General features: G+C 46.6%; 22 protein-coding genes. 14 read left to right on the top strand and 8 right to left on the bottom strand.

Annotated elements, in window-relative coordinates; translation table 11 throughout:
• Positions 1–35: 35 nt before the first annotated feature.
• Entirely contained in the window at positions 36–773 is a 738-nt protein-coding gene (locus NWE92_00260) for a hypothetical protein (protein MCW4028067.1), read from the bottom strand.
• 307 nt (positions 774–1,080) lie between these two features.
• On the bottom strand, positions 1,081–3,048 hold the full coding sequence (locus NWE92_00265) for an arginine--tRNA ligase (GenBank protein ID MCW4028068.1): 1,968 nt from the start codon (positions 3,046–3,048) through the stop codon (positions 1,081–1,083).
• A gap of 74 nt (positions 3,049–3,122) precedes the next feature.
• On the opposite strand from NWE92_00265, the gene NWE92_00270 reads away from it, so the two are divergent.
• A complete protein-coding gene (locus NWE92_00270) occupies positions 3,123–3,971 on the top strand; it encodes a histone deacetylase (protein ID MCW4028069.1) in 849 nt (282 codons plus the stop codon).
• 9 nt (positions 3,972–3,980) lie between these two features.
• Here the strand turns inward: NWE92_00270 and NWE92_00275 are convergent, their stop codons facing one another.
• A complete protein-coding gene (locus tag NWE92_00275; GenBank protein MCW4028070.1) occupies positions 3,981–4,607 on the bottom strand; it encodes a 4Fe-4S dicluster domain-containing protein in 627 nt (208 codons plus the stop codon).
• Positions 4,608–5,010: 403 nt separating this feature from the next.
• On the opposite strand from NWE92_00275, the gene NWE92_00280 reads away from it, so the two are divergent.
• Genes NWE92_00280 through NWE92_00295 form a run of 4 tightly spaced genes read left to right on the top strand, consistent with a single transcriptional unit; the run spans position 5,011 to position 9,794 of the window.
• Positions 5,011–6,120, top strand: coding sequence for an NDP-sugar synthase (locus NWE92_00280; protein ID MCW4028071.1), 1,110 nt, complete (start codon positions 5,011–5,013; stop codon positions 6,118–6,120).
• An 18-nt stretch (positions 6,121–6,138) separates the two neighbouring features.
• Positions 6,139–7,509 (top strand): phosphoglucosamine mutase, encoded by a 1,371-nt coding sequence (gene glmM / locus NWE92_00285; GenBank protein MCW4028072.1) that lies wholly within the window; start codon positions 6,139–6,141, stop codon positions 7,507–7,509.
• Between the two features lie 30 nt (positions 7,510–7,539).
• A complete protein-coding gene (locus NWE92_00290; GenBank protein ID MCW4028073.1) occupies positions 7,540–8,841 on the top strand; it encodes a nucleotide sugar dehydrogenase in 1,302 nt (433 codons plus the stop codon).
• Positions 8,842–8,843: 2 nt separating this feature from the next.
• The gene (locus NWE92_00295; protein ID MCW4028074.1) at positions 8,844–9,794 is read left to right on the top strand and encodes a Gfo/Idh/MocA family oxidoreductase; all 951 of its coding nucleotides are present in this window, start codon (positions 8,844–8,846) and stop codon (positions 9,792–9,794) included.
• A gap of 2 nt (positions 9,795–9,796) precedes the next feature.
• Here NWE92_00295 and NWE92_00300 read toward each other — a convergent pair whose 3' ends face one another.
• Both NWE92_00300 and NWE92_00305 read right to left on the bottom strand, forming a co-directional pair.
• On the bottom strand, positions 9,797–10,066 hold the full coding sequence (locus tag NWE92_00300) for a Trm112 family protein (protein ID MCW4028075.1): 270 nt from the start codon (positions 10,064–10,066) through the stop codon (positions 9,797–9,799).
• Positions 10,067–10,121: 55 nt separating this feature from the next.
• Positions 10,122–10,964 carry a class I SAM-dependent methyltransferase family protein gene (locus tag NWE92_00305; GenBank protein MCW4028076.1) on the bottom strand — a complete coding sequence of 281 codons (843 nt, stop codon included), beginning with the start codon at positions 10,962–10,964 and terminating at the stop codon, positions 10,122–10,124.
• A 79-nt stretch (positions 10,965–11,043) separates the two neighbouring features.
• Here NWE92_00305 and NWE92_00310 point away from each other — a divergent pair, with 79 nt between their 5' ends.
• Positions 11,044–11,205, top strand: a complete 162-nt coding sequence (locus NWE92_00310) for a hypothetical protein (GenBank protein MCW4028077.1) — start codon at positions 11,044–11,046, stop codon at positions 11,203–11,205.
• Positions 11,206–11,255: 50 nt separating this feature from the next.
• On the opposite strand, the gene NWE92_00315 is transcribed toward NWE92_00310, so the two are convergent.
• Both NWE92_00315 and NWE92_00320 read right to left on the bottom strand, forming a co-directional pair.
• On the bottom strand, positions 11,256–11,549 hold the full coding sequence (locus NWE92_00315) for a hypothetical protein (protein MCW4028078.1): 294 nt from the start codon (positions 11,547–11,549) through the stop codon (positions 11,256–11,258).
• A gap of 106 nt (positions 11,550–11,655) precedes the next feature.
• Positions 11,656–13,740 (bottom strand): carboxypeptidase regulatory-like domain-containing protein, encoded by a 2,085-nt coding sequence (locus NWE92_00320; GenBank protein MCW4028079.1) that lies wholly within the window; start codon positions 13,738–13,740, stop codon positions 11,656–11,658.
• 196 nt (positions 13,741–13,936) lie between these two features.
• Here NWE92_00320 and twy1 point away from each other — a divergent pair, with 196 nt between their 5' ends.
• The 8 genes from twy1 to NWE92_00360 all read left to right on the top strand — a co-directional run bounded on the left by twy1 (position 13,937) and on the right by NWE92_00360 (position 21,434).
• Entirely contained in the window at positions 13,937–14,902 is a 966-nt protein-coding gene (twy1, locus tag NWE92_00325) for a 4-demethylwyosine synthase TYW1 (GenBank protein ID MCW4028080.1), read from the top strand.
• 134 nt (positions 14,903–15,036) lie between these two features.
• The gene (locus NWE92_00330; GenBank protein ID MCW4028081.1) at positions 15,037–15,228 is read left to right on the top strand and encodes a hypothetical protein; all 192 of its coding nucleotides are present in this window, start codon (positions 15,037–15,039) and stop codon (positions 15,226–15,228) included.
• 52 nt (positions 15,229–15,280) lie between these two features.
• A complete protein-coding gene (locus tag NWE92_00335; protein MCW4028082.1) occupies positions 15,281–15,928 on the top strand; it encodes a hypothetical protein in 648 nt (215 codons plus the stop codon).
• A gap of 6 nt (positions 15,929–15,934) precedes the next feature.
• Positions 15,935–16,606: an endonuclease V gene (locus tag NWE92_00340; GenBank protein MCW4028083.1), complete on the top strand. Its 672-nt coding sequence runs from the start codon at positions 15,935–15,937 to the stop codon at positions 16,604–16,606.
• Positions 16,607–16,640: 34 nt separating this feature from the next.
• The gene (metG, locus tag NWE92_00345) at positions 16,641–16,979 is read left to right on the top strand and encodes a methionine--tRNA ligase subunit beta (protein ID MCW4028084.1); all 339 of its coding nucleotides are present in this window, start codon (positions 16,641–16,643) and stop codon (positions 16,977–16,979) included.
• Positions 16,980–17,069: 90 nt separating this feature from the next.
• Complete coding sequence (locus NWE92_00350) at positions 17,070–18,080, top strand: replication factor C small subunit (protein MCW4028085.1); 1,011 nt, start codon at positions 17,070–17,072, stop codon at positions 18,078–18,080.
• Positions 18,067–19,305, top strand: a complete 1,239-nt coding sequence (locus tag NWE92_00355; GenBank protein MCW4028086.1) for a replication factor C large subunit — start codon at positions 18,067–18,069, stop codon at positions 19,303–19,305. Before NWE92_00350 ends, NWE92_00355 begins: the two co-directional genes overlap by 14 nt.
• A 518-nt stretch (positions 19,306–19,823) precedes the next feature.
• Complete coding sequence (locus tag NWE92_00360) at positions 19,824–21,434, top strand: glutamate synthase-related protein (protein MCW4028087.1); 1,611 nt, start codon at positions 19,824–19,826, stop codon at positions 21,432–21,434.
• A gap of 61 nt (positions 21,435–21,495) precedes the next feature.
• Here the strand turns inward: NWE92_00360 and NWE92_00365 are convergent, their stop codons facing one another.
• Positions 21,496–22,830, bottom strand: a complete 1,335-nt coding sequence (locus NWE92_00365; protein ID MCW4028088.1) for a glycosyltransferase family 39 protein — start codon at positions 22,828–22,830, stop codon at positions 21,496–21,498.
• Positions 22,831–22,851: the final 21 nt, after the last annotated feature.

The raw sequence follows: 22,851 nt of genomic DNA on the forward strand, positions 1-22,851 counted from the left end.
TGCCGAGAACACCCACCAAACCGCCAAAAACACGCTCAATTTAGAAGAATTTGGGCACCGCGCCCCTTTCTAACCCACACCAATGCAACAACCGCACCCGCAACCAGCAACGGCAAAACCACCCACCCAGAAAACTCAGGCGCAGAAGGCACAGGCGTCGCCGTAGGCAAAGGCACATTCCCTTCCTCTACCGTAAAGTGAACCACTTCAGAAACAACATTAGGATACTTATACGCGTAAATGGGTTCAGCGTCAATATAACCAGTTCTGAAAGCAATGGCGGTATCATCAAGAGGGTCTCCGTCCGCATAGGTAAAAGAGAAAACAGTAACATTTAGCGTATGGCTACCCGTAGTCGTCTGATTCAACTCAAATAAATAATGAGTACTTTCACCATCAAATCCGCGAATAGGATAGAGCGTCCGGTTTCCGTTAAAATATGACTGGACGCTGCCCGCAGTATAATTAATGAGAAGGTTGGAATCCAAGTAAACCTCAACATACTTCATTTCTCCAACATAGTAACAAGGGAATACCAATTGCATAGCGTACGTAGCCCATGATTCAGGTGCGGTCACAGTAAAATCGACAGGAACTTCAGTTTTATATGTGGCATAATCTGTGGGGGATTGAAAGGCAAGAACAGGTTTTTCCCGGTTAGGAGTGGTCGGCCAAGGAACAGGATTGGCAGCAACAAAAACGCTTTCGCAAACTACAGAACCAAACATCAATAGAATCAAAAGTGTTGTTACAATAAATTTTGCGTTTGCCATTGTTGCCCATGAAATACCTGTAAAATAATATAATAAAATTTACGCTTTGACGCTTAGCGCACTATTGAGGCTTTCAATGTCGGGTTAACGGAAAACGGCGGCATTGTCGTTCATTGCTTTCTTTTTCGGTCAACGAACCTATTTGCTGTCTATTAGGATCCTATTAGTGGTTCTATGCAGAAACCTATAGGGGGGTCTATTTGCCTAAGAGGGGTAGGTCGTATTGACAGAAAACAAGCTCAAAGACATATTGAAACCCAGTAGAAATGAGGGAAGAGAATATGTCTCTGAGGTCTCCAGAGGCTATCTACATTTTTTCGGGCGCAACAACCCCAATCAAATTCAACGCATTACTCATCACTATTCGGATTGCCTCGGTTAGGGCTATGCGGGCGTCGCTTAGTTCAGGTGAATCGGCTTTTATGACCGGGTAGGCGTTATAGAAGGTGTTGAATTTGTCGGCAAGAGCGTTGGCGTAGTCAGCTATCATGTTGGGTTTTAGGTACTCGGTAGCTTCGATAAACATGTCAGGGAAACCTGCAAGGTTAAGGATAAGTTCCTTCTCCAACTTCTCAGCAAGCAACCCATAGGCGGGGTTCTCGGGCTCCCGAGCAGCTTTACGCAGAATGCTACAGGCGCGAGCATGAGTGTACTGCACATAGGGGGCGCTGTTGGTCTCAAAGTTAAGCACACGTTCCCAAGTAAACATCACAGGCTTACCCGGGTCCACATCAACAAGCGCGTAACGGACAGCGCCTAACCCGACGAACTCGGCGATTTTGTGCTTCTCCTCCTCGGAAAGCATAGGGGAACGTTTAGAGACTTCCTCATAGGCGCGGCGCACCGCTTCCTCTTGCACCTCATCAAAGGTAATGTAGTGCCCACGTCGACTACTCATCTTATAACCGGGTAGCGTGACGAGGTTGTAGGCGAAATGCACCAGACTCTCTGCCTGCTCACCATACCCAAGGGCGTAAACCGCCAACTTGAGCTGCAACTGCGCCAAAGACTGTTCCATGCCTATGACGTTGATGACGCGTTGGGCGTTTTTGAATTTCCAAATCGTGTAGGCGATGTCGCGGGTAGTGTAGAGGGTGGTGCCGTCGGCGCGTACAAGCGTCAAGGGCGGAACCTCGTTAGCTTCACTTATCCCCAACTTGGGTTTTAACTCTAAAACTTTAGCAACCTTATCCGCATCAAACTCAAGCACACCTTCCTTGCTAAACACAAACGGCGTAGCTTTTAGCCGAGAAAGCACCTCGCTGACTTGGCTGCTCCACACAAAATCGCTCTCCCAATCCCACGAATCATACGTGACCCCGACACGTGCCATCGTTTGACGGAAGCCTTCTAGACAGAGGTCGCTGACTTCGCGAATAAGCTGCTTGGCGTTGGGTTCATTGTCTTCATAGTTGCGGTTAAGGCGACTGATGATTTCCTCAGGGTTTTCATCTTCACTAATTTTAGTCAGCAAAGCCTCAAACAGCACAGGGAACTTTTCTTTGAGTTCCGCAGCTATGGACATCCACTCATCGATTTCCTTGTTGCACTTGACTAAGTCATCGGATGAATGCACCGTTATGGCTAAATCGCGGGCACGCTTAAGCCGATTAATCTCAACCACGCAACAGGTGACAGTGTAGATTTTGCCCACAAACAAATCCGCCTTCTCAGTAGGCTTAGGTCTGCCCAGCTTTTCATAACCATAAGCAACCACCGAAGACTGCCGCCCCACATCATCAATATAGTAATGCCGCGACACCATATGACCGCGGTAGGCTAGGATGCGGGCGAGGGCGTCACCTATCATGGGGTTTCGGGCTTGCCCAATATGGATAGGATGCAGAGGGTTAACGCTTGTGTGCTCCACAATCATTTTTTGGGGCGCAGAAGTTTTTACGAAGCCGTATTGCTGGTGGAGTTGTTTTATGGATTGCAGAGTTAACTCAGAGAATTTAGGGAAATTAAGGTGGAAATTGATGTAGCCTGCACCTGCGGTGGTCACCTTCTCGATGAGGTCAAACCCCGCGGGGTCAATGGCGGCAACCAGATGCTGGGCTAAAGCAAGCGGTTTTTGGTTGAGTTTCTTTGCCAACTCAAAACAAAGAGACGAAGCCAACTGGCCAAGGTCGATGTTGGGGGTTTTGTTTAAGTTTATTTGGGGTTGTTTGATTTCTGGCAGCGTCTTTTTCAACGCCTCGGCTAGGACAGTTCGGCATTCTTGTCGAAATTGGTCAAAGGGGTTCTGTGAAACCATGCTGCTCACTTCAGACATAGATGGCGATTTGTTGATTTTTGGGTTACATTTTTAATGTGAAAGCGCCTTTATGTGTCTAATGGAATTTAACGATGAAGACCAAGATAGTCTTTTCACAAAAATGCTTAGGCTACGGCACATGGCATGTTGAAGGCCCTCAACGCATAAGAATCGCCCAAGAATTCCTCGCCCAAAAAGGGTACGAGTTCTTGGAGCCCACCCCTGCAAGCGAAGACGCCCTTCTATCGGTTCATGACATGGATTACCTCTGGAACCTAAAGAAGGGATTAGTTGAAGACTCCGACAGCCCCGCCTACGATAACATCTTCGAGTTCGCCCGACTCTCCGCTGGCGGCGCACTTTTAGCCAGCCAAACCTGCGGGTTCGCACTTATGCGTCCACCAGGGCATCACGTTGGACGCTACGGAGCCGCCCTAGGCGTTTACACACGGGGGTTCTGTTATCTAAACAACATCGCTATAGCTGTAAAAGAATCCAACAAACGCACCCTAATTATAGACATTGACGGGCATCACGGAAACGGCACCCAAGAGGTTTTTTTGGGCGACGCTAAAGTCTCCTACTTATCAATTCATCAATCGCCCAATTATCCCGGCACAGGCGGCGCAAGCGAAGCCAACTGCATAAATTACAGCTTGCCGCCCAATGTTGGCAGAAAAAAATACTTCGAAACCCTAAACGCTGCACTCAAAGATGTTGACTTAAGCAAGTTTGAAGCGATTGCAGTCTCGGCAGGGTTTGATACCCATTTAGGGGATTTAGCATCCTTAGGTCTGGTGGAAGAGGACTATTTTGAAATAGGCAAAAAAATAGCCCTGTTGGGTAAACCAACGTTTTTTGTGTTAGAAGGCGGCTACATGGGTGAAAAATTAGCCGCTGACATAGACTCTTTTCTGAGGGGGTTTGAAGAAAACAAATAGAAAAAGAAACTACTGTTCTTGCTTTTGTAGTTTCTTTTCTTGAGCCTTCTTGTTGAGGGCTTCAAGTTTTTCGGTTATTCGCTCAGAACGCGCTTCCGCAACGGAGAGCAAGGGTCGCCAGTCTTTCTTGTTAACGACCGAGGTTAACTGTTGAGCTTGCTGTGGAAGCGTTGCTAAAGCGTCATTGAAGCGTTTGTCAGCTTCTTCGTCAGATTCAACAATTTCAAGAGCTTCTTCAGGGCAAGTTTTTACACATTGCGGGTCACCATTACACAGATTGCACGCAATAGCTTTGCCAGTTTCAGCATGGATAGTTATTCCACCGTGGTCACAGGCTTGGACACACCAGTCGCATCCCTTGCATTTCTCATCATCAATAATGAGTAAACCAGTGGTTTGTGACTGAGTTATGGCGCGTTCGGGGCAGGCTTTCACACATTTAGCGTCAACGCATCCGCGGCAGCTGAGTGCAAAGTTAAATACGGGTGCCATGCGGACAACGCGAATTCTGGAATGAATAGGATTCCATATACCTTCGCCTTTTTCTACGGTGCAGGCGTACTCGCACATTCCGCATCCAATGCATTTGCTTGGGTCAACTGAAACAAATTTCCTTGATTGAATTTTAGCGGCCATTGTAGTTACCAAACCTTTGGTGATGTTAGAGTATCTCTGTGCATCATTGGCTTTTAACCGTTACCCAAGAAAAACAGTTTTTTGATGGAAGAGAGGTTGTATAAACAAAATAACAAGGAAATTTCACTTTTAGCTATCGTTTGTTACATTTGATAAGCCAATAACCAACACCTACCGAATACTTGAACCAGCAGCCAACGCTAACCATCCACCTTAAAGACCCACCCTCCACCCACATTTAAAATATAAAATGGCAAAAATTCGGTAGAAAACAAACCATTCTAACGTTTAGAGACGACTTTGAGCAGCCATTTAGTTACATATTTGCTGATTTAATGGTGGAAATCTGAACTCAAAATAAAGATGCTGATGCCAAAACAGTTTAAATAAATGAGCAAGTCTAGTGGGATACGCAAGGTGGATTGCTCTGAAAGCATTGATTTTAGCAGGCGGCTTTGCTACAAGACTTAGACCGTTAAGTTGCACTAGACCTAAAACTCTCTTTCCAATCGTCAACAAACCACTGCTAACGTGGATATTTGAACGCTTAGCCGAAAGCGGAGTCGACGAAGCCATACTAGCAGTAAACGCGATTACACAATTCTACATCCGGCAGTATCGCCCACCCAAATGCGGCTTAAAAATAAAGTTCTCCATCGACCCACCCAAGATGCCGCTTGGAACTGCGGGTCCCATCAAAAAAGCCGAGCAACTCATAGGGCACGATGAACCCTTCATAGTTCTCAACGGCGACATCTTTGCAGATATAGATTACAAAAAACTCATAGACACCCACAAATCCAAAAATGCTCTTGCAACCATAGCATTATGCACCGTCGAGGATCCTTCGAGCTTTGGCGTAGCAGAAATGGTCAACGGTACCTGCATTAAACGCTTCATTGAAAAACCACCTAAGGGCACAGCACCAAGCAACCTAATAAACGCTGGAGCCTACGTTTTGAGTCCCAAAGTTTTTGAGTATATCCCAGCCGGCAGGGCTGTTTCTATTGAGCGAGAAGTATTTCCCAAGTTAGCAGCGGAAGGCAAGCTGTTTGGTTGCTGCATTGATGGTCGCTGGATGGATATAGGCAAACCTACAGAATACTTGGAAGCCAACAAAGAAATTTTGGATTCACTCTCCGCTAAGCGGGACTGCACCGGCAATTTTGTAGTTAACAATCCCGTTGCCCTTGATGCCGAGGTATCAGTGGGGCAAGACTCTGTTATTGGTCCCTACGCGATTATAGGCAAAAACGTAAAGGTAGGTAAAAATGTGCAAATATCTCACTCTGTCATATTCGCCGACGCAGTCATAGATGATAATGCAGTCTTAAACCAAGTAATCATTGGAGAAGGCGCATACATAGGAAAAAGCGTTAAACTCAGTGAAGGCGTCATCATCGCAGACCGAGCTAAAATCAAAGACGGAGTCCATGTGGCAGAAGAATGCGCGGTTTGTCAGGGTAAAGAAGTCGCTGAAAACATTTTAAACCCAAAAGCGATTGTAAAATAGTCTTGAGTTGAAACAGTTATGAGCGCACGAAAGCTTTTTGGAACGAACGGTATTCGAGGACTTGTTAATATAGAATTAACTCCTGAGATGGCAGCAAAAGTTGGGGCATGTATCGGTACATTTTTTGGCGCAGGCAAAAATTTGCTTGTAGGCTTTGATGCCCGAACCAGCGGACCCATGTTTGCAAAAGCAGTCATTTCAGGCTTAACCGCAACAGGATGCAACGTGTACTTAGCAGGTATGGCGCCGACGCCCTCGTTGCAATTCGCCGTTAAAAACCACAAATTCGACGGCGGAGTCATAATCACTGCGTCTCATAACCCACCTCAATATAACGGCATCAAAGTCATTTGGAGCGACGGCATCGAAACCAGCCATGAACAAGAAACCGAGATAGAAAACATCTATTTTGATAACAAAATCGTTTATGCACCATGGGACCATATGGGCGCAAAAGTAGATTTGCCAGCAGTAAACAACGAATACGTCCAAGCCATGAAAACCCATGTTAACCCTGCAAAAATCGCGACAAAACACTACCATGTCGTTGTTGATGGTGCTAACAGCGTTGGTGGACTTACTGCGCCGCCGCTTCTTCGGGAGTTAGGCTGCAAAGTTACAACCCTCAACGCCAACATTGACGGTACTTTCCCAGGCAGACAACCAGAGCCTCGACCCGAAAGTCTTGGCGAGTTGGCTGCTACAGTAAAAATCTTAGGTGCCGACATGGGCGTTGCGTTTGATGGTGATGCTGACCGATCCATCTTTGTTGATGCTAATGGCGCGATTTATTGGGGCGACAAAACGTTTGCAGTCGTCATTAAACAGTATCTACTCAAAAACAAGGGCGCAACAATCGTTACACCCGTAAGTTCCTCTACACTTATCAAAGACACCGTAGAAGCATTCAAAGGCGAATTGGTCTGGACAAAAGTGGGCAGCGTAACAGTATCACAGAAGATGAAGGAACTGGGCGCCAAGTTGGGCGGAGAAGAAAACGGCGGCATCTTTTATGGACCTCACCAAGCAGTCCGTGACGGAGCTATGACAACCGCATTGCTGCTAAACATAATGGCAGACACAGGCAAGTCACTTGCAGAATTAGTCGCTGAGGAGCCTCAGTACTTCCTTGAGAAAGGCAAAATCGAATGCCCAGATGAAAAGAAAGAAGTGGTTCTTCAAAAAATCAGCGAGCAAGTAAAGGGTGAAAACATCAGCACACTTGACGGCGTCAAAATCTGGTTCAGTGACAAAAGCGCGATTTTAATTCGTCCCAGCGGCACCGAGCCAGTGTTCCGGCTATACGCTGAGGCCAAAAGCCAAGAAAAAGCATTAAAGCTAGTGGCAGACTACACTTCATCGCTTGAAAAAATCCTACAAATGTTATAGTAGGAAGCGGCAAGCTTTGGAGAACAGTCAATGCCCAATGTTTTACGCCTAAACCCACAAGATGTGGATTCGCCACAGAAACGCGCCAACTATACAGTGGGCATTATCGGTTGTGGGCACAAAGGCATTTTTTACGCTAACGCATTCGCGCAGGCAGGTTTCCAAGTTATCTGCACCGACGCGGATCCCAGCGTAACCAAAAAAGTCACTCGAGGCAAAACAACCCGCTCAGAACCCCAAGCGGAAGCCGAACTAAAATGCCACATAACCGCTGGTCAGATAAGTGTGAGCGGCGACCGCAAAAAAGCCGTCACCCAAAGCGACATCATCATTATAGCGGTTGGCACAAAAGTCGATGAAAAGAAACAAACCGACGGCTCACAAATCCTTAGTGCCTGCAAACAAGTTGGAGCAGCGCTGAAATCTGGAGTTCTGGTAATTTATGGGGGAATAGGAGGATTTGGCTTCTTTGAGGGAATCTTAAAAGAAACCCTGCAGAACACCTCAGGACTCAAAGTAGGCGTAGATTTCGGTTTAGCCTACAATCCTCTTTTTGCAAAAGAAAATACAACAGTTACCGCAGGCGACAAAACCAGCCTAGAAGCAGCCACCACAATTCTAAAAACCATCGCCAAAAACCTCACCCAAATCCAAGACGTAAAAACCGCGGAGATAGCAACACTTTTCGCAATCACAAAACGGGATGTAAACAGAGCGTTAGCTAACGAACTTGCAGTTTTCTGTGAACAAGCAAATCTCGATTATTATAAAACCGCAAAAACGCTCGGATTTAACGAGGCAGAATTCTACCCCGCGATTGTTGAAGAAGAAGGGGGCGATGAATCGTATTTGCTCTTAGACGTCGCCGAAAACCTAAACGTTAAACTTCGATTGCCAACGTTGGCTAGGCAGATAAACGAGGATATGGTTAAACACGCGCTCAACTTGACTCAGGATGCATTGCGGCGCGGCGAAAAAACGTTGCGTAGATCGCGTATAGCCGTTTTGGGTTTAGGCACCCAAGAATCTGAGGGGCAACTTGTTAGGATGCTCACAGCAAAAGGCGCCAAAGTTAACGTATTTGACCCAAATGCGAAGAAAAAGCCTCAAAACGTCACAGCAGCCAAAGCCAACTTAAATGACGCCTTAGAAGGCGCAGACTGCATAATTCTACTGTCAAGACAGGATCAAGTGGGCAATTTGAACCTCAAAAAGATCAAAGCGCTCATGAAGTCACCGCCAGTCATTGTGGATTTGGCAGGCAAATTTGAGCCCCAAGAGGTAGAAACAGAAGGGTTCATATACCGTGGGCTTGGAAAAGAAACAAGATAAGTATGCGCAAAATTGGCGTAGCAGTAATCGGAACGGGGCAATGGGGCAAAAACCATGCCCGCGTCTACAAAGAACTCCCCTCAACCGAACTTGTAGCAATATGTGACGTTAATGAGGAGCGAGCAAAGGCTATGGCAGCTCAGCATGGAGTGAAAGCCTACTCGGACAGCGCCGAGATGCTCAAAGACAAAAGCATTGAAGCAGTAAACGTATGCACCTGGTCCACCATCCTGGCACAGGAAGCTCTAAAAGTGCTCAACGCAGGCAAACACGTCCTCGTAGAAAAACCGATGGCAACAACCCCCCAGCAAGCCCAGCAACTTGTTGAGACCGCAGAACAAAATGGCCTTCACTTAACGGTTGGGTTTTTGATGCGTTTCATCCCCGGGTTGCAACAGATTCGGCAGTCCGTGGAAGACAAAAAAATCGGCGAATTAGTCTGCGCAACTGCCAAGCGCGTCTCACAGTGGCCTGAACGTATTGGCGACGTCGGCGTAGTTAAAGACACCGCCATCCATGACATAGACGTTATGCATTATATTTCAGGTGAGCAGCCTGTTTCGGTTTACGCCAAGATGGGTAGCATGCGTATCAAAAAATTTGAAGACTACGCACAAATCATGCTCAACTATAAAGACGGCAAAACCATGTTTATCGAAACCAACTGGCTAACCCCCTATAAGACTCGCCAATTAACAGTCACAGGCAGCGACGCCATCATGAAACTCGACTACATAACCCAAGACCTATCCATCGAGATGCAGACTCAGACGGTGCAGCCACGCGTGACATTCCAAGAGCCCTTAAAAGCCGAGCTACAGCATTTCGTGGACTGCATTGTGGAGAAAAAGAAACCCATAATCACTGGGCAAGATGGCGTAGACGCACTAAAAGTTGCCACGGCAGCCATAGAGTCTTCTGCCAAAAACAGGGCGATACAATTAGAAAGGTAGGGTTATTTTAGGTTGAAGGGCTTGCCTTCCGAAACCGTTTGGGCAGGCGCTTTCTCTTTCCATTTCTTTAAGAAAGGCAAATCGTCAGCTTCTTTTCGCAGCTCGTCGGGGAGCATTTCGGGGATTTCGTCGCGGATAGGGTACCAGCGTTGACATTTTGGGCAGACAATTAAGCCTTCGACGATTTCGTCTTTTTCCTCGAAAACGTAGAGTTCGAGTGGGTGATGTTTGTCAATTGGGCAGGCAAGAATTTCCATAAGCTTACGTTTCATAAGCGTCCACAGGGGATAGTTGTTGCCAGTTGAGTTATTAAAACTTGCTAAACATCTAAGCTACCTCTATGTCTAAAACTGTTTGCCACCAATTTGGACCTGTACTCCTCACCCGCCGCGCCCCCACAAACTGATAGGTGACACATAAGCGGGTAAGTTGCGGTGCCACTTTTTGTTTAGTTAATTCCACAGGGTCCTCGCCCGCCGCAGCATGCTCAAATGAGTGGAAATGAATGGTGCCGCCTTCTTTTTTTAGCGCAGAAACCGCGAAGGGCAGGTATTGGAGTGCTAATTCAGGCAGCGGCATCAAAACACGATCAGCTACACCCTGCAGTTGGGTTTGGATGAGATCTTTTGCGTCACCAAGCAAAGCAGTAATCTTGCCGCTGACATGATTTAGTTGGATATTTTCTTGCATATAATGGAATGCTGTGGGGTTTATGTCGATGGAGTAAACTTGAGCGTCGGGAACAGTTTTTGCGATAAGGACACTAAAGCACCCGACGCCAGCAAACATGTTAACCACAACTTCGCCAGATTTCACCAAAGATGCGATGCGACTACGTTCAAAGGATAGGCGTGGCGAGAAATAGCATTTCTCCAAATTCACCTTAAAGATGCAACCGTTCTCTTTGTAGGTAACTTCAGGTTTGTTTTCGCCCGCTAAAAGTTTCAGTTCTCGAACACGAAAACTGCCCTGAACAGCGCTGGTTTGAGAATAGACGGCTCTGAGTTTTTTGTGAATATTCATTATTTGGTGGGCTACAATTTCAGCGTTTTTTGGGTTAGGCGTCTTTATTATGGCTACGTCTCCGATTATGTCAAAGGAATTGTAGACGCTACTCAGATCTTGAGGGAACAACGAGTTTTGGAGTTTCTCTCGGAGACGTTTTCTCACCGATATATCCTCTTTAGGGGGCAAGGTATTGGAAATGTTTAAAAGCAAAATACCTTTCTTTGTAGAAGAGGCGTTTCTAATGGAAAGAACAGGAATTGTTTACGAATGTATGAGATGCGGATCTCGTGTACCTTCTGAAGAGTTAGAACTTCGGGGCGGCGAAACCAAATGCATCATCTGCGGCTATCGAATTCTAAAAAAAGTTAAGCCGCCAGTAGTAAAACGAGTACGTTCAAAATAGAAAGGGAACTCGTGTTTATTTACACGAGTGTAATTTTTGTTTATAATATTTTAGTAATAGTTTTGGTCGCCGAGTTTACGCAGTGCCTTTCCTTTAAGCTTCACCGATTCTCCAAAGAAGTCATCGTCGAGTTCTTTTTCAACGGTTTGCCGCCGCACTGTTTCACCGCAGATACCTTGAGGCAGCAAACGACGCTTCATACACATCGAAAAGGTACAGTTCGCTACGTTGCATGGTTCTTCGGTCATTCTGCACCAAACAGAGTTGCGTCCGCGGAAATACATGGAGTTTTTGGCGCATTTAAAAGATTGGCATGTTGGTGAACAAGCTTTTGATTGAGCCAACAGATACACCTCAACTGTCAAATAAAACTACTGTTTTGTCCTTGTATTTTCTTTATGTCCTCTAGATACCATATAAATCTTTTTCTACTTGAGGGTAAAAAACTTGTCAAGAGACAGGAGTAGTTTTTGGTTTGTTTCGTCTCTTAAGAAAGAGCTCTAATAGAGCAAACAGTATAACCGCCACTAACACGATTATGATAGTTAACAGGGTAGCCGCGGGAACTAGAAGTGAACCTAACGTAACATATTTTTCAAGTTTAACCTGCACAGTGGTGGGTTGGTTAACTGTTAAAGTATAAGCTTGATAACTCTCTGGGACACCTTGAGCTTGTGCAATTATCTGCATGTTGCCACCAATTATGTTATCAAATGTCGCGACTCCATCGCTTTTGGTACGAATCATGAGGCTTTCGGTTTGAGGACCATTTAGGGTTACTTCAGCGTTGGATACAGGGATGCCGAAGAAATCCACCACTGTAACATCAACTTTAATGCCGTATAAGGTGCAGCGTATTTGTTGTTGGACGGAGTTAAATATCTGCAGGGTGGTTTCGTTGACTAAGACGTTTTCTTTGTAGATTCTGACACGATAAGTGCCAAAGGTTACTAAGCTGTTTAATTCGCCGTTGCCATCCGTGTTAGCCGAATAAAACAGCCCATTTGTAACTTCAACAAGTTCTACACGAGCGTTAGGAATCGCACCGTGGCCGTAACCGACAACGGTAAGTGACACGTTTTTGTCGGGGCAAAGGATCACTACTTCATTGATTGCCTGTGAGGGAAGATTGCTAACAGTGGTGTTGCCGCTGTTGAAGGCTTTACCATACATGGATGCTTCAATTGTGTATGTTGCGGATAGCAGAGTAGAGTTAAAGATGCAGCTACCTTGAGGGCTTGTCGTGTCAGTTGCGGTTGTTGTCTTTGATCCAGCTTTGAGTTCAATATTTACTGTGACAAAGGGAATGGCTATACCATGAGAGTTCCTGACGGTAACTTTGAGATCTGTTAATTCGCATTGAACAATGAAGGTAGAGTCTTCATTCACAGTTATGTTGGCATGACCAACAACGAGGTCATTCATTATTACAGTTATAGAGTGACCGCCTTTTTCGAGTTTAAGATTCGCAATACCGTCAACATCGTTTGTACTGCTGTAAACTGAACTCGTTGCGACATCTTTTGCTTGAACTAAAAGACCCGAAGCCGCAACTCCCGCAAGGTTAGTGGTTTGCACTTTAACAGCATATCCCGGGACAGTGAAACGTTGGAAGTCTGGGAGTTGTTTGGCAGTTCCTTCGGGAGTGATTTTTAGGGTGTAATCTCCAATGGGAACATCAGAGGGAACAACCCATGAGGCAGTTATTGTGCCATCGGAAGAAGCCGCTACTGAGGTTGTCCCAACGGTTCCGCCTGAGGTGCTAGTTACCGTTATTGTGGCGGCTTGGTTTGGTTGATAGCCCATGGCTCTTATGCTTACGGTGTCGCCGCGGTGGTAAGTGGCGGAATCAAGTATGTTTACGGAGAAGTCGTTTTGGGCTAAGGATTGGGACTGGTTAAAGTAGATGGTGTAGGTTCCAGGGTAATTTAGGGCTGAGCTGTCAGGTGTGGGTGTGAAGCTGCTGTCAGGGAAGCTGACTATGACGTTTGTTGTTCCTTTGGGGTTGGCGAGTCCTAAAGGAACAATCTTTGAATATTTCGCTGAATACTCGCCTGGAAGAGCCACACCTATGTTAGCGAAGTAGGAAACGCCCATTGCGCCTCCCGTTACGGTTATGTTGAATTGTACTGTGCTTCCTTCCTGCACCGAAGAAGGCACCGCGTTTATTGCATAACCAGTTTGAATAGCGAATTGGGATGAATAGTTAATGTTAATAGCGGTATCTCGAAAAATTAAGCCGTAGGAGCCAGCTGCCATTTCGGGAACGGTAAAGTTTGCATTTACATAGTGACCTTCAGCTTTGCCTGTGGCCACAACGGTTTTTGCAAATATAATCTGGTAGCTGCCATTTGGGCTAAATGTGTGTCCCACAACGTTTACGCGGCTGCCCACGGTACCGGTTGAGGATTCTGGAGTAATCTGGCTTATGTATACGTCTCCGTCGGATAATTCCGCCGAATTAGCTAAGGGAACAAGTACAGCTGAGAACGCCAAAATGATTAAGACCACAACTGTAACAAGTTTGTTATTCAACCCTCGTCTCTCCGGAAACTCAAGTAACCATCTACTTGATGCTCATGTTTAACTAAGGGAGGATTTTAAACTTTGCCGTTTAATACAAAAACCCTCCAAGAAGCAGCTTAAACGTGAATTCACGCCCAGAAACCTTCTGATGGGGTGATTTTTAAAGGGCGGTTTCATTTGTTTGGTTTAGAATTATGGTGGAACCTTGGAGAGAAATACGGTTAATACGCTTTCCGCGGCGCTAAAAAAACAGAAATATCACTTAGTAGGCAACCACGCCGCCGTAAAACGCTGCAAATGGCTCTACGAATCCATTGTACATAACCGACCCTGCTATAAACAGAAATTCTACGGCATCCAAAGCCACCGCTGCATCCAAATGACGCCGTCGCTGTATTATTGCACGCAGCAGTGCCTGTTCTGTTGGCGAGCGCAGAGCGGGGACTTGGAAGTCAAATGGGACGAGATGCACAATCCCAACCGAGACACACCTGAAGAAATCGTTGCGGGTTGTTTTCGTGCACAAGAAAAGATTATAAGCGGATACAAAGGTAACGAGAAGACGGATTGGCGTAAATTCCAAGAAGCCCTCCGGCCTAATCAAGTTGCCATCAGCCTCACAGGCGAACCCACTCTCTACGACCCGTTAGGCGAGCTAATAGGGGCTTTTCGGCAGAGGGGTTGCAGCACGTTTTTGGTTTCAAATGGCACGCTACCCTCCAAGCTAGGCAAGATAAGCAATGAACCCTCCCAACTCTACGTTTCACTGTGCGCACCCAACAAAGTAGTTTATCGGCGCGTCTGTCGACCACAGTTTCCCACTGCATGGGAAAAAGTCAACGAAAGCCTTGAGATGCTGCAGAGTTTCCGTTGCCGAACTGTTTTGCGGATGACGTTGGTTCGGGAACACAACATGAGCGCAGTTGAGGAATACGCAAAGTTGGTGGAGAAAGCTAACCCCACCTACATTGAAGCCAAAGCATACATGCATATCGGTTTCTCAGGGTTGCGGTTGGGCTTTGACCACATGCCCATGTATGACGAGGTTAAGGCGTTCGCGGCACAGTTAGCGGAGAAAACGGGTTACAAAGTTATTGATGAAGCACCAGAGAGCCGAGTAGTCCTTTTGAGTCGACTGGAGAAACCTGTGAAAGTGGGAAGCGGCGTCTGATAAGTGCAGTATGGCGATTTAAAGAAAAACGTTTTTGCCAGTTGTTATTTTAAACAATAAAGCAGAAGGTTGGATAAATTTAAATAGTATTCTTTTGCCTATGATAAAAAAGGTCAAGCGAGCGGTCACTGCCTATGGTAAGCGAAGGAAGAGGAAGACTATTCAAAAGGAAAGACGGTAAATACTTAGTTTATCTACCTAAAGACTTAGCAGAAGACAGCATGTTCCCCTTCAAAGGCGGAGACACTATATTTGTCAAAGTTAGCTTCGCTCTTGGCGACAGTAAACTTTTAGTTGAAAAATGGTCAAGCCCCCAAGAACCTTAACCGCGGGAAACCAAAATAAACCCCTCCACGCATAGGTCTTAGCGGTGCTACTGTGTCTCTAAAAACAGTCCTCCAAGACATAAAAAAAGAGCTTATGGCAAAAAACCAAATACGCGAAGACACACACCAATCCATACGTAAAGCCACAAGCCTCTCCAAACAAGCCATCCTACGCATCCACCAAAAACGCTTAACCGACGCAGAAGAAATGATGACTAACGCTAAAGAAAGAATAACTGACCTAAAAAAACTCGCTGAACAATACCCTGAAATCATCTACGGCGGCATGCTGAGCGCGGCATTCCAAGAATACGCCGAAGCCAACATCCTTTTAACCTTAGTCAAAGAAGCGCGGTTTGTAACTCCAGCCGAAATCGGCGTACCCTCAATCGATTATGTTCTGGGTTTAGCGGATGTCATCGGAGAGTATAGGCGTTTGGCGCTGGATAATCTACGTGAAGGTAACGTGGAGCGGGGCGAAGAATGCCTCAAAGTCATGGATGACATCTTCATTGAGCTCTTAGCGTTAGATGAAGCCTACGTTCTTGTCCCTGGACTACGCCACAAATCCGATATTGCACGCCGAATCATCGAAAGCACCCGAGGAGACATAACCATAGAGGTCCGCAGAAAAGCCCTCGAAGACCAACTAAAACAGTTCCAGATACCCAAACGCGCACGAAAAACCAAGAAAGAGTAAGGGTGCATGCCCAAGTTAAGCAAATATTTTTCGGTGCAAAAAGCCCACCAAACCCAGCTTTGCCTCTCAAAAAAAGTTATCCGAACAGACTGCTTACCCCAAAAAATCAGCACCGTAGGCGGCGTAGACGTTGCTTATGTGGGTGACTTAGGCATCGGCGCTGTGGTTGTTCTTGATTATGATTCACTTGCAGTTTTAGAGTCGGCGGTAGCAACCTGCCAAGTCAACATGCCCTACATTCCCACGTTGCTGTCGTTTCGGGAACTCCCACCCGTAATGGCAGCCATCCGAAAACTAAAGCAACAACCCGATGTTTTACTCGTGGATGCTCAGGGCTGGGCACATCCCTATCGATGCGGGTTTGCGACCCACCTCGGTTTAGCCCTCAGCAAACCCACAATTGGCGCCGCAAAGAGCCGCCTCATCGGTCAAGAAGCGCCTTGCGAAGGCAGAACGGTTTTGCTCGATAAGGGCGAAGTCATCGGAGAAGTCGTCACAACCAAAGCCGGGTGCAAACCCATCTACGTAAGCATCGGCAACAAGGTGTTGCTTGAAACAGCGGTGGCAATTGTTAGGCACTGCTCCAAAAACCGCATCCCCGAACCGACGCTACAAGCACACAAACTTGCCACTAAAGAGCGAAACCGATTGGCTGCGGAAAGCAAAGTAAATATCTAAAAACGCAGAATAGTAGCCCTTGAGCGTTAAAGATATGGCAGAACCCCAAGAAGTGTCGTTTGCTGACTTTGAAAAATTCGATTTCCGCATCGGAAAAATAATCGAAGCAACCACAGTTCCCGAGTCAAAGAAACTCATCAAAATGCAAGTCGACTTCGGAGAAGAGAAGCGCCAATGCATTGCAGGTCTACTCAAATACTACAAACCCGAAGAGTTAGTGGGCAAAAAATGCGTCTTCCTCACCAACCTGCAACGTCGCATGATTGCTGGGCTTGAGTCGCAGTGTATGGTTTTAGCTGCCGAAGACGCCGCAGGAACTGTTTCGGTTCTGCAACCTGAAAAAGACATCTTGGAAGGCAGCAAAATAGGGTAACCCCCCTTTCCCCTGCCCGAAGAATAGTTACGGAAAAGTAAATTAATAATTGTCAGGGGTTATTGTAGTAATTTATTGTGAGGTCAATTTATGGCAGCATCTGAAGAAGCACTTATGTGGGTCGAGAAGTACCGCCCCAAAACCCTCGACGACGTCGTCGACCTAGTAGACATCCGAGAAAGCCTAAAAGCATTCATGCGTAACCCCAAAACCATGCCCCACCTCATGCTCGCAGGCATCCCCGGCACAGGCAAAACCACCATCGCACTATGCATAGCCCACGAATTATATGGAGCAAACTGGAAAAACTTCACCCTCGAACTCAACGCCTCCGACGAAAGAGGCATAGACACTGTGCGGGACCGCATAAAAGACTTCAGCCGCTACAGCCGCTCAGGCTTTGGCGACATACCCTTCGCCTTAATCATCCTTGACGAATGCGACCAAATGACTGGCCCCGCCCAAACTGCGCTAAGGCGCATTATGGAAATCGGGTCGCGCACCTCACGCTTCATTCTAATCTGTAACCAGTCCAGCAAAATAATTGAACCCATCCAGAGCCGATGCGCAATATTTCGCTTCTCACGTTTAGAGCGTCAAGCTATGAAGGAGCATCTGCTGTTCATCGCCAAAAAAGAAAATGTCACGCTGATGCCTGAAGCCGCAGACCGCATAGTGGACTACTCTGAAGGCGACCTACGCCACGCCATAAACGCTCTGCAAACAGCGTCAGCATATCGGGAAGGCGGGGTTGTTGACGAAAAAACCGTCTCATTAGTCATCGGGGAAGCTAGCCCCATGCTGGTACAAAAGATGATTCGCAAAGCACTCTATGGTGACTTCACGGAAGCTCGAAAAACCATGTATGACATTATGGGTTCCTTTGGCTTTTCAGGCTCCGAAATCATACGTCAAATCCAGCGGGAAATCTACAAGATGTCAGATTTGACTGCTCAACAGAAAGCCGACCTCTCTGAAGTCATCGGCGAATATGACTATCGCCTCACACAAGGCGCCAACAGTGACATCCAACTCAGCGCGCTTCTGGCGCAGTTTGCCAAGTTTGGGAAACGCATAGAGGAAACATATGCTGCGGAATGATTTGTTGTGGGTGGAGAAGTACCGCCCCAAAAAAATCGAGGACATAGTAGGCAACGAAGAAGCTAAAGAGCTGTTTGTGGAGTGGCTCAAAAACAAGCGCCACACCAAAAAAGCAGTACTCCTCTACGGTTCTCCGGGCGTCGGCAAAACCGCGCTCGTGAACGCAGCCGCCAGAGAATTTAACTTCACAATTATCGAAATGAACGCCAGCGACACCCGCTCAGAAAAAGCCGTAAACGCCGTCGCTAAACCAGCCACCTCATATATGGCACTAGACAACTTTTCAGGCGGCGTCAAAACCCGGGGCAACATGTTGTTCCTTGACGAAGTAGACGGCATCGCAGGTAACGAGGACCGAGGCGGCGTCAACGCCATCCTCAAAATCATCGAGGAATCGCTTGTGCCCGTAATCATGGCGGCAAACGACCCCGATATTGAAAAACTAAGACCCCTCAAAAAAGTGTGCTTGCTAGTGCGGTTCCATCAAGTCCGCATCCCCCTAATCATTGCACTGTTACAGAAGATTTGTAGGCTGGAGCATGTTGATGCAGAGTTCGAAGCGCTTGAACGCATTGCACAGAACAGCCGCGGCGACGTACGCTCAGCCATCAACGACCTGCAGAGCCTAAGCGAAGAAGACCACATCCTAACGCTGCAAGACACCGCAATGCTAAGTGTCCGCAACAAAGACACCAGCATGGACGAGACGCTGCGGGGCGTGTTTGCCGCTAAATCCATCGCGGAAGCCTCCGGCCTGCTTAGCTTCTCCAACGTAGATTACGATGACTTTCTACTCGCGGTGAGTGATAATTTGCCTCGCCGATACACTGATGCAGATGAGCTTGCGGCAGCGTATGATTATGTTTCACGCGCGGATATGTTTAGGGGCAGAATCGGCACTGAGAACTGGCATTTGCTTAAATATTTCTTTAATGAACTTGCCCAAGCCGCAGCCGTCAACCCAGAATCCTTCAAGCCCTTTGAATTCATCGCCCCACCCATACGCATCATCACCCTATTCTGGACCAAAAGCAAACGAACCATGCTAGATGCCATATGCGGCAAAATCGGAGCCCAATGCCACGTCTCGCATGAAATCGCCAAACACAACTTTGTCCCCTACGTTAAGCTTATGCTGCAGAAGAAGAAGGCCAGCCCGTTGGTTGAGTGGTTCAAGTTTACACCTGAAGAAGTTACGTATTTAGTAACCATGGGTAGGTACTAGTTATGGTTGTTTTGAATGCTAAGTCGTTTAAGTTGCCGCGGGTAGATAGGGAGAAATTCGTCAATTTGATTCGATTAGGGCTCGAATATGACCAGATGCGCGGTATGTTTTCTATTAAAAGCTACAATAACATCGAGAAGCTCATGGAAGCAATAAGTGCCATTTTGGGGTGTCCAGTGGTGTTTCAACAGAGTTGCATCCGATGCGGCAAAGACTTTGCGTGTAACAGTTGTAGCTACGAGGAGTTGTGTACGACGAAAAATTTGCCATTTAGCTGTGTGTGCCCACAGTGTCTGCGGGACCGCAAGCAGGCTGATTCTTATCTTAAGTTTTAGACATTTGTTCAGGTGTTTTGGAGTTTTTTTTGTTTATTAATTCATGTCTAGTGTTGAACGGCTGTTTCATTTATTTCGTATAATCGCAATTTTTTTCATATAGAAGATATTGAATAGTATTAAATACTAAACAAACGCAATGAAACCCAATTCACCACCATAAAAAGTTGGAGAATTGGACAAATGAGTGAACGAGTACACAAAAACAGTTCCTACCTCAACGGAAAATCCACCGTAGGAACTAACACACGCGTAAAAGACACGAGCACAATCAGCGGCATGTGCCCAATCTGCATCCACGATTGCCCAGTACTATGCGAAATTAGCCTGTCAGCTTTTCGTGGACGAGAAGCCCTCTACCCCGAACCAGCACAATTTGGAACCAGCACCGCTGGCGCCCTTAAAAACTTCGGCTTAGACTGGTCACACTTCAACATCCAAGCCGGACTCTTTGAAGCCCAAGGCGTTGCTGAAACTTCTGAAGCAGCAATATTCCCCAACGCAAACACAGAAACCGTAATCGGCGGCATGCCCCTCAAGCTCCCCATATTAACAGGCGCATTTGGATCCACAGAGGTTGCCCGAGTAAACTGGGATGGATTAGCCATCGGAGCAGCACTCGCAGGAGTATCCGTGACTATCGGAGAAAACATCGCAGGAATGGATACCCAAGCCACATTAACTGATGGTAAAGTTACTCATTCACCAGAACTTAAACGCCGAGTAGACTCTTTCCGTAAGTTCTGGGACCAAAAATACGGCGACGTCATCATCCAAACTAACGTAGAAGACCAAAGACTAGGCATAGACACCTATGCACTGTCCAAACTGGAAGTCAACATAATCGAACGCAAATGGGGACAAGGCGCAAAAGCCATCGGCGGCGAAGTCCGGCTGAAAAACCTTGAGAAAGCAATCCTGCTCAAAAAACGCGGCTACATCGTCATCCCCGACCCCGAAGACCCCGTGGTCCAACAGGCGTTTAAAGATGGCGTGTTCCACACGTTTGAACGCCACAGCAGAGTCGGCATCCCCAAAGAAAAAAGCTTCTTAGAAGACATTGAATGGCTACGCAAACAAGGCGCAAAAAAAGTGTTCCTAAAAACAGGAGCATACCGACCCAGCGCAGTCGCATACACAATGAAATGGGCATCCGAAGCAAAAATCGACGCTTTAAGCTTTGACGGAGCAGGCGGCGGAACAGGCATGAGCCCCGTACCCATGATGGATGAAATGAGCATCCCAACCCTATACCTACAAGCCCTCGTATTACAGTGCGCCCAAATCCTCAAAGCCAAAGGCAAATACGTTCCCGACTTAGTTATGGCAGGCGGCTTTATCGAAGAAACTAGCATATTCAAAACCATCGCTCTTAGCAACTTCGGAGACGGCCCCCTTGTCAAAGCAGTACTTATGGGGCGCTCACCAATTACCGCAGCCATGAAAGCTGCCTACTTCAAAAAACTCGCCGCAGAAGGCAAACTACCCAAAAACTTCACCGACAAATTCGGCTCAACACCAGACAAATTCTTCATCGCCGCACCAGAACTCAAAGCAAAATATGGCAGTCGATTTGGAGATATTCCGCTAGAAAGCATCGGCGTCTATACTTATCTAACCGACAGAGTCGGCGTGGGACTAAAGCAGCTAATGGCGGGTAACCGCAAATGGAACCTTGGCCTGCTCAACAGAGGCGACCTCATGAGCCTGAGCACCATTGCCACGCAAGTCACAGGCATCCCATTAGCGCATGAAGTCGAAAACGACGCAGTCAAAAAAATCCTCGACTACTAAATCCCCATCCTTCTCTTTCTTTTTTATTTCTAATTTCATCTAGGCGCTAAAGCATTTTTTGCTAGCTTTTGCTTAACAAACTTGTTTTGGTGTTCCATAAGAGTCCTGAGAGTACAATTGCAAATCCCAGATATTGAACACCCATCAAAAGCGGGTCGTGATTTGTGGGTGTGTTGAAGAGGGTGTAGCCTACGGGTTGACCGATTTCGACTTGGAACAGTAGGTAATTGTTTGAAGCAATGGCTTGGGCGTAACCAAAATCAACCAGCACCACAGCTGCAAACAAAATGACCGAGAGAACTGTTAGGGCAAAAACGATTTTCTTTGTCCGCTCAGTTACTACGTTTGCCTTTAGAGCCACACTTTTACTAACCAACGAAGCGGCTATTAAACAGAAAAACGGCAGCGAGAGGTAAGTGTATTTTATGGCGTTGTTGTAGGGCGCCTTAAGGTTCAAGCCAGCCCCCAAAACAGTATCAATTAACACTATGGGCAAAATCATCGCCAAACAGAATAAGTCGAAAACCTCAACCTTTGACAGGTCCTTTCTAAAAGAAAAAGTTACAAGCAACGAAAGAGCCACAGCGATGCTGAAGAAAACGCCTAAGCCGTAGTTCCACAGAAAAGTGCCCACAAAAAAGTAAGAGGGAACAATGCCACTGTAATTGGGGTCGCTAAAATCGCTATGACCGAAAACGGAAAACACGCTTTGACCCAACACAGCTTCAAACCAAAATAAAAAAGATAACAACACTGGCAAGAGGAAGAGGACGAGTTGAGTCAGGATGTGTTTGTAGTTTTTTGGTTTAGAATATATGTAGAAAAGCAGCAGGGGTATAATGATGAAGATTGCGAAGGCTTTTGTGAAAAGTGCGGCTGCAAAGAAGATGCCAGTTAAAAAGAAGTATTTGTCTGAGTTTTTATGGATGGCTAGAATTCCGATGTAGAGGCAGAGTAGGCTCAAAAATAGGCATTGGACATCTATGAGGAAGCTTCGGGAAAACACTAGTTCCCAAGGACTCAGAGCAAATAGGGAAGCTGCAAGTAGCCCAGTTGGTTTGCCATAAAAATGTGTGCCGATTAGACAAACTATCAGAGTACTTCCGAGCGCTAACAGGGTTATTAGTATAACGCCTACGTTTGGGGTTTGACCGAAGAGGCTTAAAAACACAGCCTCAAAGTAGAAGCCTAAAGGCATTTGGTTGATGAGAGTGCCGAAGCTGTTGGTGTAGGGCATGCCCCATTTTAGTACGCCTACCGCGGCTTGGAATTCCCATTGGGTGTCGCCGTTGTAGAGGGGTCCGATGGAGAGGTAGATAAGCACAGTTCCGACTAGAAGGCTTAGGAGGGGGTAGTCTTCGATTAGCAGTTTTTTTAGGTTGGCTCTGCTAAACATAGAGACCCATAACTAGCTTTT

Source organism: Candidatus Bathyarchaeota archaeon, assembly GCA_026014745.1.
In the GTDB taxonomy this organism is placed as follows: domain Archaea; phylum Thermoproteota; class Bathyarchaeia; order Bathyarchaeales; family Bathycorpusculaceae; genus Bathycorpusculum.

Bases quoted from the DNA above. Each gene is read 5' to 3' on its own strand.
- NWE92_00260 (MCW4028067.1), bottom strand. From the start codon at position 773: ATGGCAAACGCAAAATTTATTGTAACAACACTTTTGATTCTATTGATG.
- NWE92_00265 (MCW4028068.1), bottom strand. From the start codon at position 3,048: ATGTCTGAAGTGAGCAGCATGGTTTCACAGAACCCCTTTGACCAATTT.
- NWE92_00270 (MCW4028069.1), top strand. From the start codon at position 3,123: ATGAAGACCAAGATAGTCTTTTCACAAAAATGCTTAGGCTACGGCACA.
- NWE92_00275 (MCW4028070.1), bottom strand. From the start codon at position 4,607: ATGGCCGCTAAAATTCAATCAAGGAAATTTGTTTCAGTTGACCCAAGC.
- glmM (MCW4028072.1), top strand. From the start codon at position 6,139: ATGAGCGCACGAAAGCTTTTTGGAACGAACGGTATTCGAGGACTTGTT.
- NWE92_00290 (MCW4028073.1), top strand. From the start codon at position 7,540: ATGCCCAATGTTTTACGCCTAAACCCACAAGATGTGGATTCGCCACAG.
- NWE92_00295 (MCW4028074.1), top strand. From the start codon at position 8,844: ATGCGCAAAATTGGCGTAGCAGTAATCGGAACGGGGCAATGGGGCAAA.
- NWE92_00300 (MCW4028075.1), bottom strand. From the start codon at position 10,066: ATGAAACGTAAGCTTATGGAAATTCTTGCCTGCCCAATTGACAAACAT.
- NWE92_00310 (MCW4028077.1), top strand. From the start codon at position 11,044: ATGGAAAGAACAGGAATTGTTTACGAATGTATGAGATGCGGATCTCGT.
- NWE92_00330 (MCW4028081.1), top strand. From the start codon at position 15,037: ATGGTAAGCGAAGGAAGAGGAAGACTATTCAAAAGGAAAGACGGTAAA.
- NWE92_00340 (MCW4028083.1), top strand. From the start codon at position 15,935: ATGCCCAAGTTAAGCAAATATTTTTCGGTGCAAAAAGCCCACCAAACC.
- metG (MCW4028084.1), top strand. From the start codon at position 16,641: ATGGCAGAACCCCAAGAAGTGTCGTTTGCTGACTTTGAAAAATTCGAT.
- NWE92_00350 (MCW4028085.1), top strand. From the start codon at position 17,070: ATGGCAGCATCTGAAGAAGCACTTATGTGGGTCGAGAAGTACCGCCCC.
- NWE92_00355 (MCW4028086.1), top strand. From the start codon at position 18,067: ATGCTGCGGAATGATTTGTTGTGGGTGGAGAAGTACCGCCCCAAAAAA.
- NWE92_00360 (MCW4028087.1), top strand. From the start codon at position 19,824: ATGAGTGAACGAGTACACAAAAACAGTTCCTACCTCAACGGAAAATCC.
- NWE92_00365 (MCW4028088.1), bottom strand. From the start codon at position 22,830: ATGTTTAGCAGAGCCAACCTAAAAAAACTGCTAATCGAAGACTACCCC.